Origin of the sequence: uncultured Gemella sp., assembly GCF_963525165.1 — a bacterium.
Taxonomy (GTDB): domain Bacteria; phylum Bacillota; class Bacilli; order Staphylococcales; family Gemellaceae; genus Gemella.
In genome coordinates, this window is record NZ_CAURJN010000045.1 from 1 (window position 1) to 14,333 (window position 14,333).

Below are 14,333 nucleotides of genomic sequence, written 5' to 3' on the forward strand. Positions count from 1 at the left end.
TAGGGAAATAAGCTCTTGCCTTAACTGAATGTTTTCCAATCTTATCAAAAGAAACATGTTCTCTAATTTCATTATTTTCTTTTAGATAGCGGAATACCATCCCACTACCCCAGTTATTAGTAACATTTCTTCCATCAGTAATGGCTAAATAATAATTTGGATCCACACTGTTTTCATTAAGTCTTAAAACATCTGAACGAGTGTTGTCGTCAACTGGGGTACCTTTCTCTTCAAAGGCTAAATCATATGTTTTAACTTTGAATTTAAGTGTAGCTTGATTTCCTCTATCTACATTTCCTGTTGTATCGTCTGAAACTTTTAAGGTAACAACATTTGTTCCTAATGTAGCATTAGGAGCCACTGTACCCGTAATAGTAGCAGTCACAGGATTTGTTTCTGAACCACTATTTTTTGAAAGAGTATTTCCATTATTTATAACAGTATTTCCGTCTTTTAAGGTAACTCCAGCAGGCAATCCACTAATTTGCTTAATATTAATTTTTCCATGCACATTATTATCATGCATTTTTAATGGAATATTTAAAGTTGCTCCTCTAAATACCTCTACCTCTGGAGCTCCATTTTCAGAATCTCCCAGTGTAGAATCAGTATTATTCGGATTTGTCATTTTAACAGTTGGTGCAACATTATCTGTCACATTAAATCTGACTGGAACTGTTTTTGGAGATGGAGTATAAATAGTATAATTTACATGATCAATCTCTTTTTCAACTGGTCTATTATTTGGGAAAATGACTTGCGCATTATAATCCCCTATATTCCCTGGTCTATCCAAGACTGTGTTCTCATTTGCCAATGTTGCTCGATTTGTTACCCAGCCAAATCTCATCCCAGAAGGGAAGTATTGATCGCCTTCGCCACCATTAACAACAGCCTTAACATAGCTCTGAGGATTCCCCAAAGTATCACCAACACGCTTATCTCTTGAAGCATTACTTGGTTGAACATCCGCTATAATATACTTAAATTTATAGACTACTTCTCTATTATTATGATTACGAACAGTTACACTTGCCTCTCCATCCCTAGCAGAATTTTCTACCGTATTATCAGCCAATGTATGTGTCGAACCTGAAGCCATATTTACTTTTTCTTTGTCACTTCCGTTAACGTTATTAAACCATACACCTCTTGGAATATTCGTAACTTTTAAGTAGTTTACCTGATTTCCTTCATTTTCTACTTGGAACGTTGGATTGAAGTTTGCTCCTTTATAAATAATAAATTGATTATCATTTGCATTCGTCGTTAATTTATGACCATTAATCTTCACAACAGGAGGTTCTACAATCACATTTTTTTGATTTTCTGTTACTGGATCAGACTCTACAGTTGAATGTTTTTTACCATTGTAATCTAGATATGAATCCGTTGCTATTTTTGAATGAACATAATATTTTCCTTTTTCCAAGGTAATTTCTTTAAATGTAACAGTACCATTGTTATTTTCAACAACTTTTGTGTCTATTTCTTGAGTTTGTTTATGACCACTTTCATCTATATATTCACGCCATAATGTTACAGGACTTCCTTTAGTGCTTCCACTAGCCGTAAAAGTATGATTTTCACCCGCATATTTTGTAGTTGGAGCTAAAACTGGATTTTTTAGCTTCACAATAAATCTGAATTTCCCACTATCAGATGAACCATCACTCGTGAAATAACGTTTATAATAATAAGTATGAACACCAGGAGAGCCACCTGCTTCAGCCCCTAAATCTTTTTGTGAAATAGGAGTACCATCTTCTCTATAGAACGTAAATGTCTGACCATGGTCGTGATTGGCTTCATATTTGATTCTTTCAAAATCTTTTCCTCTTTGCGCTTTATAGTTTATATAAGAAAAGAAGTCAATACTTGTAAAGTTCTGTTGATCTCCAAAAGTAATAATTCCGTCCACTTTTTTTATGTCAGGATTTAAGTTTTTAGTTCCATACCATTTACCAATTCCTAAATAATCACTATCTGGCCAACCTCTATTGTAGTATTTGTTTTGTTCGACAAAGAATGTTCCTCCATTTTTCAGAGTCATTCTATAACGGTCAATATTACTTATCTCGGTATCTGTTTGAGCATGCCATTGGTTTACAAGTACACGATAAACTTTATCCGCACGAGTAATTCCTTTAAATCCAGCAGCATAAACTAAATCATCTGGGTCATTTCTATTTGGATCACTAGCATCCCCTACTGTTTCAAATGTAATCGTATATTTAAAAACATTACTAGGTTGTTCAAAATAATACAAGTCTCCGCCTGTTTTTTTAATTTTATTAAATTTTGCATTCGAAAGATTTTGTTCCTCTCCCTGTTCAAGAACACGATTATATAACCCTTTATCTGTTGGTGCATCAACGTTTTCACGAGCTAAAGCCTCAAAATTATCTGTTTTATAAGCGTTAGCCCCTACCTTACCATAACGAAATACCCCTTTAAGGTTAGCTCCTTTATTTACTTGTAAAAGTCCTGCTTGTCTCATTGCTCCTTCAAGAGAACCATCCCCTTGATACGAATTAGTACCTTGTAGATTTTGAACATCTACATTAGCTGAACCTTGTTTATAGTTTTGACCTTTTGGAATAGTAAACCAATAACTATCATTCGTCGTATTACTAAAACGACCAGCATTTACAGAAACTGTCCATAAAAATCCTGTATCCGTTGGATCCACACGAACATGGATATATTTTTCAGCATTACTAACTGGCTGATGGTCAAATTTAGGCGCATTAGTTGCACGATAATTGTGAAACACATACGTATATTTACTATATGGAGAAATACCTCTTTTTCCATCTTCATAATAATATTCTCGAGAATCTTGGAAATTCAATCCATATTCACGTGTTTGACGATTTAATATTGCTTCAGATTTAGGTAATACTGCTTCGCCCCTATTATTATCACTAGATAATAATCCTTCTTTTATAGCTCTAGCTTGTTTAAGATCAGCTAACGCTTTATTAAATTCTTCTTCAGATAACAGACCATCTTCATGCGCCCCTAAAGTTTCATTTAACTTATCATAGTTAGCTTTGATTAAAGCTACTTTAGTATCATCAGCCCCATTATCTTTTAAGTACTTAACAATCCCACGCATTTCTTCCGCTAATGCATAAGTGTCTGCTCCATTTGTGTACGTAGGTAATTCTTTAGATGCAGTTACTTTATTAGACATCACTGCTTCTACTTTTGGAGTTGCATTTTCGCTATCTACTGGTTGAACTTCTGTAGTTCTTCCTTTTCTTCCACGAGCACTTCTAGTAGGCATTGCTGTTTCACTATTCGAAGCTTCTACCTCAGCACTACGATCTTTTTCTGACTCTTTAGCTTTCTTATCTTCTTCAGCTTTTTTGTCAGCTTCAGCAATAGTAGCTTCTAATTTTTTCTTAGCTTTAGTTAATTTATCGATTTGTTTATTAACTTCTTCAGTAGTAGCCTTTTCATTTTTTAATAATTCTTTTGCGTCAGCTAAAACTTTATCAAGTTCACTAGAGATGCTAGCAATTTTTTCTTTGTCCGCACCTTTAATTGATGTATCTAAAGAAAGTGTTAGTTTATTTAATACACTTTTATCTACTTTTGCAGTTGGTAATGCTGTCGCTGTTGTTTCTAAAGTCGCAGAATTATTCTGAATTACAGTAGAATTCCCAGAGTCGCCACCGACATTCTTATCGGTACCAGTCGTAGCATTCGCAGTATTGGCACCACCTTGACCAGCTTGCGATATAGGAATATTTTCTGCCTTAGCGGACATTCCGCCACCGAAGAAAATAAGTGATGCTACAGCTACACTGGCAGCACCAAAATGATATTTTCTTATTGAAAAACGCGTTAGTTTTTCACCATTTTTATATTGATATCTCATAAATATCATTACTCCTTTTTCATAATTTCTCTTAATATTTAATATAATTTATATTTTTGTTGTTAACAATCTAATAAATAAAAACTTGTAAACACTTTAATTATAATACAACATCCGGCTTAAATCAACTTTAAACATAACTTATTTCCACGATTAAATCTAATAATAATTTATAAAATAATTATAATATGAAAATAATTGATATTTATATATAATTCATATAAAAATCTCGCCCCTACAAGTTTTTTTTTTTTTTTTGTTTCAATATTTTATAATTATTTTTTACAGTTAAAATAAAGTATATAAATAAAAAAATATTTATCTTATTAGTATTATGAAATTATAATATATAGCTTTTTAGAATTTTTCTTAATAATTTTATATTTTAAATAAATTTATTCTCATTCATTTTATCTCTTTACAGATTTTCTCAAACTATGTATAATCTATATTCCCCTCTCTCCCTCTCTTACAGATAAAATGGGAGGAGTAAACGTATGTATTACTTTAAAATAAAAAACAATATAAAAGTTCCTGTTAGTAGGGAGATATATTCTCAGATAAATTCAATTCAAAATCGCACTAATTATTCCGCTAAAAAGCTTAAGAAAAGTGGCTTAATTTATTATGAGAACTATTCTTCCGAAAACAACACTGGGGAGAGTCGAATTAAGGATTATTCTGCATTATCTACAGAAACGATTATCAAAGAACATTTGTATAATGCACTTTATGATGCTTTAGCTACTCTTTCTATAGAGGATCAATTACTTCTGTATAAGCTATATGTAAAAAATTCATCTTTACGAGGAGCTATACAGAATAACCTTAATCATCCTACAAAAGTCAAGCGTCACCAAGAAATGCTACTGAAAAAATTAGCTATTTTGTTAAAAGAATATGAAGAGGATTTTTTTGACAATATAACTAGATAAATTTTTTAGTTTTTTGTGACAAAAGGCTATTTTTTTCACTTATAATAATGAGGGGGTTTTAATCTTTTGTAAGAGTGGGAGTCTACTAAATCACCTATTATATTTCTATTTACTATATTTATTTTGATTTTCACATTTATAATTACATGATTCGTCCTTATAGGAGATGTTCTACATAGAGAGGAGCTATAGGAGGACAATTATAATGAAAAGTTTTATAGAATTAAACGAAGATGACACTCAAAGATTTTACGAATTATTAGAGGTTAAAAAATTTCTTATTAAAAGAGCGCTATATAAAGTAAATATTCCACAGAAATTGCATGATGAGTTTTATGGTTATGGGATGGAGGGACTTCTTGTTAGTTTTCTCATCTTACAAGATGGTGGGATAGATCCTTCCGATTTTGATAGATTTGCTTTTGTAACTATTAAGAGAAAACTCATCGATGAAATTCGTAGAAGAAACAGACACGAGAGTATTCCTTTAGATATATTCGAAAATAATTCTGATGTGGTTTGCAATGATTATGATTTCTTATATATCGAACTTATAAATTATCTGAAAGATACATTAAATCTTTCTGAATGGGAATTTTTCGAGGAATATACAAAGACATTAAATGTTAAAAAGACAGCTATTGCTTTAGGAATATCACTTGCTAGTGCATACAGACTACACAAACATATTAAGGGAGTTTGTGAACAGTTTCTATTAAATATTTAGGATTTTATCCACTCTATGTAGACATCTACTTATTTCATTAAATTTCGTATTTTGGTTTCATTATTTAAAGATTATTTTCTACTAGAAACAGATATATTAAAGAATATAAAACTAAAAAACTACTATATATGGCTAGTTTTTAATTTAATAATCAAAAAAGAACAGAAAGTAATAATTTTACTTCCTGTCCTTTGTTCTTGTGTTATATTTTGAATAAACTCTCAATAGATTTTTTCGAATTTACGTTGTTATTACAACTTGGTTTAAACATTATTTACTATTTCAACTATAAATATTTCTCAAATTCTTGCTCAGATACCCCTAGCTCTTCACACGCATACTCTTTTGTTATAGCACCTTTATTTACTAAGTTTATCATTGTACTTAATTTCCCTTCTTCTCTTCCTCGTTGAATTCCTTGTTCTATTCCTTGTTGAAGACCTTGCTCTAATGCCTCTTCTCTAGACTCTTCTACATAAGCTAGATGCGCATTCCAACCATCCCAAGCTCTTATGTACTCATCAAACATAGCTCTATCCTCCTTATTCCACTCTTTTACATCTAGTATTCTATCCGCCTTCGCTATTATATTTCCCGGTTTGTGTGTAAATGGTTTGTTACCAAATAATTCCATCCAGCGTACTTTATTATAACTTGCTTTCATCTCTGGTTTGTATTTTTTTAACTCCAAAAATGCTATTTGTACTAGATTTCTTTTCTCTTCTATTCCTTTTACTCTAACTTTTAATTCTTCTTTTGTTTCACTATCTCTTAAACTAAAACTGTGAATTGCTCTATCATCTTCAAAATAATTTTCCTCTGTTATCGCCACTGCATAAACTGGTATTAATTCTTTCGCTAGATGATGAGTTAATATATTATCACCTTTATAACTATCCAAATTTTTTGAGACTTGCTCGCAGATATATATCCATAGTCTTTTTATAAAATCCGTTTGGTAGGCTACTTGTATTTCTATCACAACTTGTGTTTTGTCATTTAATTCTGCTAGTACATCTACCTGTGTCGTGAAATCTGGTAAGATTTTACTAGTTGTTACGTGTATTTGAGTTCCATCTAATATTTTTACACTTTCGACCGGCAACTCCAAAATATCCCGAATAAACTCCGCGGTTATTTCTGTATCGCTAAATATTTTTTTCGCAATCAAATCCATCATCGGTTTCACATCTTTATGTCTTATATTTTCCATTTTGAATCCCCCTATTTTCATTACTTAATAATATTTTTTAATTTTAATTCCTACCCTATTTCTAACTTTATTATACTAAAAAAAAATTATTTTTTCTATTGATATCATAGATTTTATCTTTAAACAAACATACTCAAATTTCTAAATAAAAAATGTAAAAGTGTCATATTTCAAATATAATCATCTTTTACATTTTCCCATTATATTGTATTTATCATTTGCATTGTTAATGAATTAATTTTTTGACTAAAGAATTTTTTAATTGCTGGATCTATATCTATTCTGTCCAGCGCCAGTTCAAAGTCCTCAAGCCAATATTTTGCCTCTTTTATTGAAATAGGCAGTTTCATATGTTTTTTTCTAAGATCTGGCGTAGCAAAGATTGAATGACCTGGTTGCCCTAAGAATAATCTGAAAAATCGTTTTTGTTCTATTTTAATTTTATCAAATCCATCATTAAATAAAAGATTAATTCTATCGTCATTAGGTATAATATCGTCATACATATGCATAACTAACTCATCAATCTTCTCTTCTCCTATTTGTTCATATAGGTTCATAATTACCTCCACAATTTATACATATTTTATTCACTTTTTGTCCTTAATTATATTAAACTACATAAAAGATTTTTTTGCAATTAAAATACTTTCACAATGCATAAAAATATAACTTTAGATAATTAAAAAGCGTAAATTAGGTTCACCCTACTCTACGCTTTAATAATACTATTTTAATAATTTTTTAAATTCTTCTACTTTATCAGTTTTCTCCCAAGTAAATTCTACATCTTCACGTCCAAAGTGACCGTAAGCTGCTGTTTTCTTGAAGATTGGTTTTCTTAAATCTAAAGTTTCGATGATTCCATTTGGTGTTAAACGGAATTCTTCTTTAATAGTTTTAACGATATCTCCTTCATCAACTTTTGAAGTTCCGAATGTTTCAACAAAGATTGATACTGGGTGTGCTACTCCAATTGCATAAGCTAACTGAACCTCTGCTTTATCACAGATACCACTAGCTACGATGTTTTTAGCGATATATCTAGCCATATAAGCTCCAGATCTATCTACTTTAGTCGCATCTTTACCACTAAATGCTCCACCACCGTGACGTGAGAATCCACCATATGTATCAACGATAATTTTACGTCCTGTAAGCCCAGCATCTCCAACTGGTCCACCAATTACGAATCTTCCTGTTGGATTGATGAAATACTTAGTATTTTCATCTAGTAAGTCTTTATCTAGACATGGCTCAATTACGTATTTTTTAATATCAGCATGGATTTGCTCTTGACTTACATCTGCATCATGTTGTGTAGAAACTACAATTGTGTCAATTCTATTAACTTTGTGATTTACATCGTATTCGATTGTTACTTGTACTTTTCCATCTGGACCTAAGTATGTAAGAGTTCCATTTTTTCTAACTTCTGCTAATTGTTTTGAAAGTTTTTGACTTAGGTAGATTGGTAGTGGCATAAATGTTGGTGTTTCGTTAGTTGCAAATCCAAACATAAGACCTTGGTCTCCAGCACCTACTTCATTTTCTTCTTTTTGTTGTTTTGTTTCTAGCGAATTATCAACTCCAAGTGCGATGTCTGGAGATTGTTTATCTAAACCAACAAGTACTGAAATGTGATCACCTGAATATCCTTTATTAGGATCATTATATCCAATTTCATTAATTGTATCACGTACGATTTGTTGGAAGTCAACATTTGCTGTTGTAGAAACTTCTCCTATAAGCACTGCTAATCCTGTGTTTACACAAGTCTCACAAGCTACACGTCCATACGGATCTTGCTCTAAAATCGCATCTAAAATCGCATCTGACACTTGGTCAGCAATTTTATCTGGGTGTCCTTCTGTAACTGATTCTGATGTAAATAAATATGTTTTGCTCATTTTTTTCTCCTAAAATATTTTTGTCTGATATTAATACAAATCTCCTCTAGATCCTTAATATCTCATTAATTATAAAATAAAAGACCTTATCTTATAGACAAGGTCTTTTTTATACCTCATCGCTCAAAGTAAACTTTGCTAAGGAAAGCACCTTAATCAATTGATTAGGTTGCCGGAGTTCAACGGGCCTTATCCCTCACTCACTCTTGATAAGTATTTATATTTCTTTTATCAGCATATTAGATTTTAATATACTTTTTCTAATTTGTCAAACGATAAAGTAAAAATGATATAGTAAAATCAATATTCAATATTGTATTTACTTCTTTCTTGGAGAATTTTTCCTTTAACTTCTCCGCTTCTTCAATGAGGATTGTTAGAACTCGTCTTATCGATTTAATTTTTTTCCTTTTCATACTTAGCACACAGAAGAGATATTAATATTATTGTTCCATTACCCTTCTTCTATGATATAATTAACTTGTCGTTGATAACAAATCAAATCCTGCGATAGTAGGAGGTGATAAAATACTTTGTGGAATCTGAGCCAAAAGTACTAGATTTTAAAAATAGTTAACATGAAAACTCATAGACGCAGTGGTTTATTGATATCTAAATTCGCTTTATAAAAGCTCTTTAGATACCTAATAAACTGTGCGGGGGTGACTCGACAAAATCGATTTCTCCGAAATCACGATTTTTGAGTCACTCCCAAATGGCTTGATGAAAAGCACTCTAATATACAACGATAAGCCTTATTATGTTCATCATAATAAAAACACTAGCATTGTAACGGGTGCTAGTGTTTTACTTTTATGTTTTTACTTACTCTTTATACCTATATTCTAAACTAATATCAGCTAATTGTCAAATAAAATTCTTGAAATGATATAGTAAAATCAATATTCAATATTGTATTTACTTCTTTCTTGGAGAATTTTTTCTTTTAACTTCTCCGCTTCTTCAATGGGCAGATAATCAATCCATAATTTGCTATATATTCCCGTTACTTGTATATTAGCCAATTTAAACTTATTTAAAATTGGTCCTGTATGTATCGTAACATCTTGGATAGTATTATAAGGCAAAGTTTTTTTACTCTTAAAAAATACTCCCTCAACTTCCGATACTCCCATATCATCTATCTCATAAGAATAATTTCTAATTACTAAAGGTGGAATAACTAAAGCCACTATAGCATATATTATTAATATCACTAATATACCTAGACCAAGAAACTTATAATTTATTTCCGTTTTAAAATAGTCATATACACTTTTACCAATAACTGGTGATAAGAGAACTAGAGCATATATGCCAAAGTGTATTCTTATATATTGTACAGACCTCTGTGGTAAATTACACGATTTTTTTTCAAATATTCTACTCATAACCTACCTCCGAAACTATAAAATCTCTTTCTAATTTTTCTTTGTATCCTCTATCATAATATTTCAACTTAATATCTGAGTTTACCCCAATAGAATTTATTGATATATGAGCAAGATTTCTTTTACTCATAAAATAGTTCGTCCTACTATTAATTGTTCCTACTTTTTTCACCTTAATGAATTCTGTTATTATTGTCAATTGTCTCATAAACGTATTCTTAAAGTAATGTCTATCATAAGAAAGCTCGTTATATTTCAACATATAGTTTTTAACTAAAATACTATACGAAACTAAGATAAGATAAAGAGCAAGCGAACTCAAAACTTTATACTCTAGCTTGAAATCAATATTAGCAAAATATAATATTGCAAATACTATTATCGGTAGAGGACTGCAATTAAACAAACTCCAACGATACAAAGCAATTCTAGCTTTTCGTTGTATTTTCTCACTTTCTAAACTTTCATAGTACTCTAAATCAATATCTAGATTATTTTTCACAAAATTTTGTGCAAAATCTTTTTTTACTAGAGGTAAGACATCTATCGTAGATTTTTGTTCACTTAAATCTTCTGATACGTTATTAGTTAAGGTTTCAACAGATAATTTCGCAAGTCCGAAAAAACGATAACGCAAAGGATATATCAATTTTACACTTTGAATTCTGTCAATATCAATAACTAATGATTTTTTATTTAACAGACCATATTTACACAGTAAATTATTATCTTTTGTCGTCAGGATAAAGTTATAATATTTTACAATCGTATGAACAATCGATGCAATTACTACTAAAATCATAAATATCCCAATTATTATAAATATGGCTGTTACGTTGCCCGCGACTGACTTAGCATTTTTTTGAAGAAGTTCGTCAAAATAAGCTTCATTGTCGAAGAGATATTTGAATACATCTCGAATCTTACCATTTAATGCTAATATTAACCCTAAAGCTGCAAAGAACCTAACCCTAAGTAGTCCATAAAATGCAAGGTCTTTCACAGACAATCTTAGTATTTCTTTTTGAATTTCTTGAATTCTTTCTTCTTGATCTGAAGTTATATCTTCTGATTCATCTTGATCTTGTTTTAATTCTCTTAGTATGTCAATTAAGTTTAATGCGACTTCCTTCTTCAGAGGTTTTATCCTAATTTTACCTCCAACAAGATTAATATCCACCGAAAGCAGATTAAATGCTTGATACAATACGTTAGAACTCATGTCGATTGACTGGATATTTTCAAGATTTATATTTTTTGCTTCTTTATTTATTATTCCTTTTGTGTAAATTAGAGCCCCATCACGTACTTCATAACTTTTTAAGAAATAATCAAATATACCTATTACTATTAGTAGAAGAAATCCCGACAAAACTAGTAAATAATATTTCCAATTTTGCTCTTTTAATGCTATCACCATAAAAATACCAAATAATCTAAATCCTGTAATTACAGAATCCATAATAACCATAGGATGCACTCGACTTTTTTTAATATTCTTCATCTTTATACCTCCTATAATTAAGATTGTTTTCTAGTATAGTTAACAATAGGTTTTCTAACTGTTCTACATCTTTTTTAGAAACATAAAAGCTTAATTTTTCTGAACCAGTGTTTATACTAACCTTATAAATATTGAATTTTTTAGACAATATATTTTGTTTAATTGTGTAATCTAGTATATTCCTAAGTGGTGCTACTTCCTCCAACTTAAAAAATGTATACATCAATGTTGAAGCTAGTTTAAAATGTTCATCTGTAATTTCAAAAAATGTATTGTACTCATACTTATCCCTAAGCATTACAACTATAACATGATTTAAAAATACTAATCCTAATAATACCCATAGAATAATATATAAATCTACACCGAACACTTCTTCAAAACCGATAAGTTTAAAAATCACAGAAGCTAGTGCAACACATGTTATACATATTGCCCAAACATTAAAGAAAAAATAATCAACGTATAGTCTTCCTATATACTTTCTCATAAAATCCCTCCTTTTTTTATTAACAATCGATAAGATTTAGACCTCGTTCACGTTCAATTGTAGTCTCGTCCCCATGACCTGGATATACTATTTTCGCACCATCAAGCTTAAATAATACATTTCCTAGTGAATTTTTCAAGGCATCATAATCTGATCCATATAAATCATAACGACCAAAACCGCTTCTAAATAATGCATCTCCAACTACTATAAACTTACCAAAATCAAATGATACTCCCCCTGGAGAATGTCCTGGTGTCGGTAGTACTGTAAAACTTAAACCAGCAATTTCGTATTTTTTATTTTCTTCAAACTCAAATTCCGCCGGGTCTGTCATAGGTGGTCTTCTTAAACGGAACAATGTTGAACCGTTAAAATCCGGATTTTGTAACCAATCACGTTCATGCCCTGAAATATATACAGGTACTCCGTAGTGTTTTCTACACTCATCTAGTGACATAATGTGATCAAAATGAGCATGAGTCAGCAATATTGCTTCAATTTTTACATTTAATTCGTCTACAGCTTTTTGTATTCTATCAAAACCTTCACCTGGATCGACAATAACACCTCGTCCATTTTTATATACTATATAACAGTTTTCATCTACCATATCCATTACTATTCTTCGAATCTCTGCTTTTGCCATTTTATCAAAACCTTTCCATAATTATTATTATCTTTATTTTATCTTATAATTTTATTATAAACAAGTGTTAATTAGCAGTTTTCTTTCTTTACTTATATTTCCCCCACATCACTTGACCTTATCTAATATTTTTTTTATACTTGTGTAGTATGGTTTCATAAAAACTTAGTTTTTTGGGAGTAACACAAAAACCGTGATTTTGGAAAAATCGATTTTTTAGAGTCACCCCGCACAGTTTATTAGATTTCTAAAAAGCTTTTATAAAGCGAATTTAAATATCAATAAACCACTCCGTCTATGAGTTCTCATATGAACCTTGTTGAATTTTAGGACTTTTGAGACATCCCTATTAATTTTCTAAGAAAAAAGGAGATAAAACATGAAATTAAATTCATTCGCTAAGTTTTCATTACTTAGTATTTCAATTTTATTAATGTCACACCTTGCTATTTCTCCAGTAATTCCAAACTTATATAATTTTTATCATGCAAGTAACCCTAATATAGGTCTGGCTTTTGTAGAGAGTTTAGCTACAATACCTGCTATGATGATAACAATTTTTGTTCTTCTTAGTAACGGCGTTATTAAATTTATTGGTAAAAAAAATACAGTACTTCTTGGTCTATTACTAATATTTATCTTTGGTATTGTACCTGCCTTCACTACTAACTTCAAAGTTGTTTTAATTAGTAGACTTTTCCTTGGGACTGGTATTGGATTATTTAATTCACTTTCTATTAGTATGATAAGTGACTTCTTTGATGAAGAACACCGTGGAACTATGATTGGACTAAGAACAGCATTCTTAAATATTGGTAAAGCATTGACTACATTTATTTCTGGATATTTATTAATCTACGGTATTCAATATACATTTTTAGTTTATGCTCTAGCACTTCCGATATTTATTATATTCTTATTATTCGTTCCTAATGCCGAAAATGTAAATAATAAAAAAGTTAGTATTAAATTCCATAAAGAGACTATTCTTTTAACACTATTAACATTTTTAGTGGGAATTTCTTACATGGGAGCAACTATCAAGATCCCCACTCTACTTGCTGAAAAATACCACTATCAACCTGATGTAGCTAGAAATCTACTAACAATTTTAGCTCTTAGTGGTATATTATCTGGAGTTATTTTTGGTATTTTAGTTAAGAGATTCAAAAATCTAACATTACCTATAATGTTAAGTTTCATGACAATTGGAAGTGTGTTATTTGCTTTAACAAATAATATTGTTATATTCTATGTCGCAGCTATCTTTATAGGAATCAGTTTTGTTGGAACGATGTCATTTAACTTCTTCTATATTTCTAAAAAGTTAGAGAATAAATTCATAAACTTTGCGACAAGTGTAATCTTAGTTGGTGGTAATATCGGTGTAATTCTAACTCCGGTAGTTCTTACTAAAATTCCTGAAGCATTACATCTCGAAAAATATACAACACCATTTTTCATAACTACAGCTCTAATGCTAATTTCTACATTAGTTAGCTACTCAGTTTTAAGAAACAAGAAATAAAATTTAAAAGGGAGTGACTCAAAAATCGTGATTTCGAAGAAATGATATGTACCCCTTTTACTGGACAAACCAGTGAAAGGGGTATTTTTATGCGTTA

At 30.6% G+C, this 14,333-nt stretch carries 11 protein-coding genes and 1 riboswitch; of the genes, 3 read left to right on the forward strand and 8 right to left on the reverse strand.

Translation table 11 applies throughout. The features are described 5' to 3' along the window. Positions 1-3,889: YSIRK-type signal peptide-containing protein (locus tag RWQ74_RS07880; RefSeq protein ID WP_314397741.1), on the reverse strand; the 3,889-nt coding region annotated here is incomplete at its 3' end. A gap of 497 nt (positions 3,890-4,386) precedes the next feature. Here RWQ74_RS07880 and RWQ74_RS07885 point away from each other — a divergent pair. Beyond that, the gene (locus RWQ74_RS07885; RefSeq protein WP_314397742.1) at positions 4,387-4,824 is read left to right on the forward strand and encodes a sigma-70 family RNA polymerase sigma factor; all 438 of its coding nucleotides are present in this window, start codon (positions 4,387-4,389) and stop codon (positions 4,822-4,824) included. 205 nt (positions 4,825-5,029) lie between these two features. Continuing rightward, positions 5,030-5,551 (forward strand): sigma-70 family RNA polymerase sigma factor, encoded by a 522-nt coding sequence (locus tag RWQ74_RS07890; RefSeq protein WP_314397744.1) that lies wholly within the window; start codon positions 5,030-5,032, stop codon positions 5,549-5,551. A 286-nt stretch (positions 5,552-5,837) separates the two neighbouring features. Here the strand turns inward: RWQ74_RS07890 and RWQ74_RS07895 are convergent, their stop codons facing one another. The 7 genes from RWQ74_RS07895 to RWQ74_RS07925 form a co-directional block, all read right to left on the reverse strand. Further along, positions 5,838-6,764 (reverse strand): Rpn family recombination-promoting nuclease/putative transposase, encoded by a 927-nt coding sequence (locus RWQ74_RS07895; RefSeq protein ID WP_314397745.1) that lies wholly within the window; start codon positions 6,762-6,764, stop codon positions 5,838-5,840. Positions 6,765-6,964: 200 nt separating this feature from the next. After that, positions 6,965-7,324 (reverse strand): protozoan/cyanobacterial protein, globin family, encoded by a 360-nt coding sequence (locus tag RWQ74_RS07900; protein WP_314397746.1) that lies wholly within the window; start codon positions 7,322-7,324, stop codon positions 6,965-6,967. Positions 7,325-7,492: 168 nt separating this feature from the next. Further along, positions 7,493-8,674 (reverse strand): methionine adenosyltransferase, encoded by a 1,182-nt coding sequence (gene metK, locus RWQ74_RS07905; RefSeq protein ID WP_314397747.1) that lies wholly within the window; start codon positions 8,672-8,674, stop codon positions 7,493-7,495. A 113-nt stretch (positions 8,675-8,787) separates the two neighbouring features. Beyond that, positions 8,788-8,890: riboswitch (SAM riboswitch) on the reverse strand. A 683-nt stretch (positions 8,891-9,573) separates the two neighbouring features. Further along, positions 9,574-10,065 (reverse strand): PH domain-containing protein, encoded by a 492-nt coding sequence (locus tag RWQ74_RS07910; protein WP_314086810.1) that lies wholly within the window; start codon positions 10,063-10,065, stop codon positions 9,574-9,576. After that, positions 10,058-11,569: a PH domain-containing protein gene (locus tag RWQ74_RS07915; protein ID WP_314397749.1), complete on the reverse strand. Its 1,512-nt coding sequence runs from the start codon at positions 11,567-11,569 to the stop codon at positions 10,058-10,060. Before RWQ74_RS07915 ends, RWQ74_RS07910 begins: the two co-directional genes overlap by 8 nt. Next, positions 11,556-12,059, reverse strand: coding sequence for a hypothetical protein (locus tag RWQ74_RS07920; RefSeq protein WP_314397751.1), 504 nt, complete (start codon positions 12,057-12,059; stop codon positions 11,556-11,558). The genes RWQ74_RS07915 and RWQ74_RS07920 overlap by 14 nt, the downstream gene beginning before the upstream one ends. A gap of 19 nt (positions 12,060-12,078) precedes the next feature. Then, positions 12,079-12,708: an MBL fold metallo-hydrolase gene (locus RWQ74_RS07925; RefSeq protein ID WP_314397752.1), complete on the reverse strand. Its 630-nt coding sequence runs from the start codon at positions 12,706-12,708 to the stop codon at positions 12,079-12,081. Between the two features lie 379 nt (positions 12,709-13,087). Here RWQ74_RS07925 and RWQ74_RS07930 point away from each other — a divergent pair, with 379 nt between their 5' ends. Beyond that, positions 13,088-14,236 carry an MFS transporter gene (locus tag RWQ74_RS07930; protein ID WP_314397753.1) on the forward strand — a complete coding sequence of 383 codons (1,149 nt, stop codon included), beginning with the start codon at positions 13,088-13,090 and terminating at the stop codon, positions 14,234-14,236. Positions 14,237-14,333: the final 97 nt, after the last annotated feature.

Excerpts from the sequence above, each read along its gene's own strand:
- RWQ74_RS07885 (WP_314397742.1), top strand. The coding sequence starts at position 4,387 with ATGTATTACTTTAAAATAAAAAACAATATAAAAGTTCCTGTTAGTAGG.
- RWQ74_RS07890 (WP_314397744.1), top strand. The coding sequence starts at position 5,030 with ATGAAAAGTTTTATAGAATTAAACGAAGATGACACTCAAAGATTTTAC.
- RWQ74_RS07895 (WP_314397745.1), bottom strand. The coding sequence starts at position 6,764 with ATGGAAAATATAAGACATAAAGATGTGAAACCGATGATGGATTTGATT.
- RWQ74_RS07900 (WP_314397746.1), bottom strand. The coding sequence starts at position 7,324 with ATGAACCTATATGAACAAATAGGAGAAGAGAAGATTGATGAGTTAGTT.
- metK (WP_314397747.1), bottom strand. The coding sequence starts at position 8,674 with ATGAGCAAAACATATTTATTTACATCAGAATCAGTTACAGAAGGACAC.
- RWQ74_RS07910 (WP_314086810.1), bottom strand. The coding sequence starts at position 10,065 with ATGAGTAGAATATTTGAAAAAAAATCGTGTAATTTACCACAGAGGTCT.
- RWQ74_RS07915 (WP_314397749.1), bottom strand. The coding sequence starts at position 11,569 with ATGAAGAATATTAAAAAAAGTCGAGTGCATCCTATGGTTATTATGGAT.
- RWQ74_RS07920 (WP_314397751.1), bottom strand. The coding sequence starts at position 12,059 with ATGAGAAAGTATATAGGAAGACTATACGTTGATTATTTTTTCTTTAAT.
- RWQ74_RS07925 (WP_314397752.1), bottom strand. The coding sequence starts at position 12,708 with ATGGCAAAAGCAGAGATTCGAAGAATAGTAATGGATATGGTAGATGAA.
- RWQ74_RS07930 (WP_314397753.1), top strand. The coding sequence starts at position 13,088 with ATGAAATTAAATTCATTCGCTAAGTTTTCATTACTTAGTATTTCAATT.